The organism is Brevundimonas sp. (assembly GCF_041648615.1).
In the GTDB taxonomy this organism is placed as follows: domain Bacteria; phylum Pseudomonadota; class Alphaproteobacteria; order Caulobacterales; family Caulobacteraceae; genus Brevundimonas.
Genome location: NZ_JBAZOS010000092.1, coordinates 1 through 2,715 on the forward strand (window position 1 = coordinate 1; position 2,715 = coordinate 2,715).

The following is a 2,715-nucleotide window of genomic DNA, read 5'->3' on the forward strand; positions in this document are numbered from 1 at the left end:
GCGGTCGATCTCGTCCAGGGCCTCGGGCTTGGAATCGACGGCCATGCGCACGCGGCTGGCGGCCTCGTCGATCAGGTCGATGGCCTTGTCCGGCAGGAAGCGGTCGGTGATGTAGCGGTTCGACAGCGTCGCGGCGGCCACAATCGCGCTGTCGGAAATGCGGACCCCGTGGTGGACCTCGTACTTCTCCTTCAGGCCGCGCAGGATCGAGACCGTGTCCTCGACCGTCGGTTCGGCGACGAAGACCGGCTGGAAGCGACGGGCGAGGGCCGCGTCCTTCTCGACGTGCTTGCGATACTCATCCAGGGTGGTGGCGCCGACGCAGTGCAGTTCGCCGCGCGCGAGCGCCGGCTTCAGCAGGTTGGAGGCGTCCATGGCGCCGTCGCCCTTTCCGGCGCCGACCAGGGTGTGCATCTCGTCGATGAACAGGATGATGCCGCCTTCGGCCGCCGTGACCTCGGACAGGACGGCCTTCAGCCGCTCCTCGAACTCGCCGCGATATTTCGCGCCCGCGATCAGGCTGCCCATGTCGAGCGCCATGACGGTCTTGTCGCGCAAGGATTCCGGCACGTCGCCGTTGACGATGCGCAGGGCCAGACCCTCGACGATGGCGGTCTTGCCCACGCCGGGTTCGCCGATCAGGACGGGGTTGTTCTTGGTCCGGCGGGCCAAGACCTGAATGGTGCGGCGGATCTCTTCGTCGCGGCCGATGACCGGGTCGATCTTGCCATCGCGGGCGGCCAGGGTCAGGTCGCGGGCGTAGCGTTTCAGGGCGTCATAGCCGTCCTCGGCCCCGGCGCTGTCGGCGGTCTTGCCCTTGCGCACCTCGGCGATGGCGGCGTCCAGCTTGTCGGCGCTGGCGCCCGAGGCCTTCAGCACCTCGGCGGCGACCCCGCCCTCGCGCGCCAGGGCGGCCAGCAGGCGTTCGGTGGTGACGAAGGCGTCGCCGGCGGTCTTGGAGGCCTCCTCGGCGGCGGCGAAGACGCGGGCGGTGTCGCCGTCCAGATAGAGCTGGCCCGAGCCGCCGGAGACCTGGGCGCGCTTCTTCAGCGCCGTCTCCGTATCGGCCTCGGCGCGGCGGGCGTCGCCGCCGGCGGCCGTGATCAGGTTGCGGGCCAGGCCGTCGCGTTCCTCCAGCAGGATTTTCAGCAGATGCTCAGGCGCGAACTGCTGGTGACGGCGGGCGAGCGCCAGCGACTGGGCCGACTGGACGGCCTGTTTGGCGCGGTCGGAATAGAGTTCGAGATTCATGGTCTTCAGTCCCCTCGTGAGGCGGATAGGCTTCGGCTCGCCCTCTGTTGAGCAGCGCGCCGTTGAGATCGAGGTGGGTGTGACGATCGGGTCACACAAGGGGTCGGCGCGGCCCATGACAGGGCTGTCCGTTTCGCCGCTGCGCGCCTAGGCTTGGCTGAACAGGAGCGCGCCGTGATCGCCCATTCCGCCTGGCCCGTCGATCCGGCCGTGATCGGCCCCTTTCTGATCGCCGTGGCCCTGATCGAGCTGACGCCGGGGCCGAACATGAGCTGGCTGGCGCTGGTCGCCCTGGCGCGCGGGCGTCTGGCCGGTTTCGCCGCCGTGGCGGGCGTGACGGCAGGTCTGGCGGTGTGGATGCTGGCGGCCGCCTATGGGCTGACGGAGGTCTTCGCCCTCTGGCCGCCGCTGTATCAGGGCCTGCGCTGGGCGGGCGTGCTGTTCCTGCTGTGGCTGGCGTGGGAGGCCTGGCGCGAGCCGGTTGCAGACGCAGCGCCGACGCCGGATGTGCGCTCGCTGCGTGGGCTGTTCCTGCGGGGCATGACGGGCAATCTGCTGAACCCCAAGGCGGCCGTCTTCTATGTGGCCCTGTTGCCCACCTTCATGCGGCCGGACCACGGCGCGCCGCTGACCCAAGCCCTGACGCTGGGCGGGCTGCATCTGGCGGTGGCCGTCATGGTCCACAGCCTGATCGTGATGGGCGGCGCGCGTGCGGCCGGCGCCGTGCTGCCGCGTGTCAAAGGTCCGGGGATACGGGCCGTCACGGCCGCCGGTCTCGTGGTCGTCGCCGTTTGGCTGGCCTGGGAGACGCGGACCTGAGCCCGCGCCTCCGAAACCGGTCGTCCCCGTATCAGCCGCCGGTCGTCGGCCCCTGGAAGTCGAACTGTTCGGGACGACGCTGGCCGCCGCCGAAGTTCCAGGTCAGGCCGATATAGGCCGCACGCCCGCCGAAGCTCTGGTCCGAACGGTCGCGGAAGGTCGGGGTCGTCAGGGTGGTGGTCGAGCCGAAGTCGTCGAACACATCGCGCACCGTCATCTGCATCGACCACGCATCGTTCAGCTTGCGGCGGTAGCCCAGGTTGACCAGGGTCGACTGCTCGCGCACGCCCTGGGCCAGCAGCTGGTCGCCGCTCCAGATGCCGGAAACCTGGACGAAGTCCTTGGGCGTCGGCTGCCAGTTCACCGACAGGCGGCCAGAGACCGCGTCGCCCGAGCGATCCTGGGCGCCGACGATGCCGGCGGCGTCGATCTCCTGACGATAGACGTTCAGGCTGGCGTTGTAGCGCAGGGTGGGCAGCAGCGGGCCGTTGGCGACCAGTTCCAGCCCGGTCGAGGTGCTGGCGCCCAGGTTCTCGGGCCGGGTCAGGAAGACGCCGGCGCCCAGGTCGCGGGTCGTCTGGCTGAAGGCCTTGTTGGTGTCGCGGTAATAGAGGGTGGCCTGGTAGAAGGTCTGCTGCACCCGGC

Annotated in this window: 3 protein-coding genes; 1 reads left to right on the forward strand and 2 read right to left on the reverse strand. The window is 69.9% G+C overall.

Going from position 1 to position 2,715, the window contains the following annotated elements; all coding sequences use genetic code 11:
• A partial coding sequence (locus WC555_RS15650; protein WP_373255063.1) for a Clp protease N-terminal domain-containing protein occupies positions 1-1,251 on the reverse strand: 1,251 nt, incomplete at its 3' end.
• Between the two features lie 174 nt (positions 1,252-1,425).
• Here WC555_RS15650 and WC555_RS15655 point away from each other — a divergent pair.
• Positions 1,426-2,070, forward strand: coding sequence for a LysE family translocator (locus WC555_RS15655; RefSeq protein WP_373255066.1), 645 nt, complete (start codon positions 1,426-1,428; stop codon positions 2,068-2,070).
• 31 nt (positions 2,071-2,101) lie between these two features.
• Here WC555_RS15655 and WC555_RS15660 read toward each other — a convergent pair.
• Positions 2,102-2,715 (reverse strand): outer membrane beta-barrel protein (locus WC555_RS15660; RefSeq protein WP_373255068.1); only part of this gene is annotated, 614 nt, incomplete at its 5' end.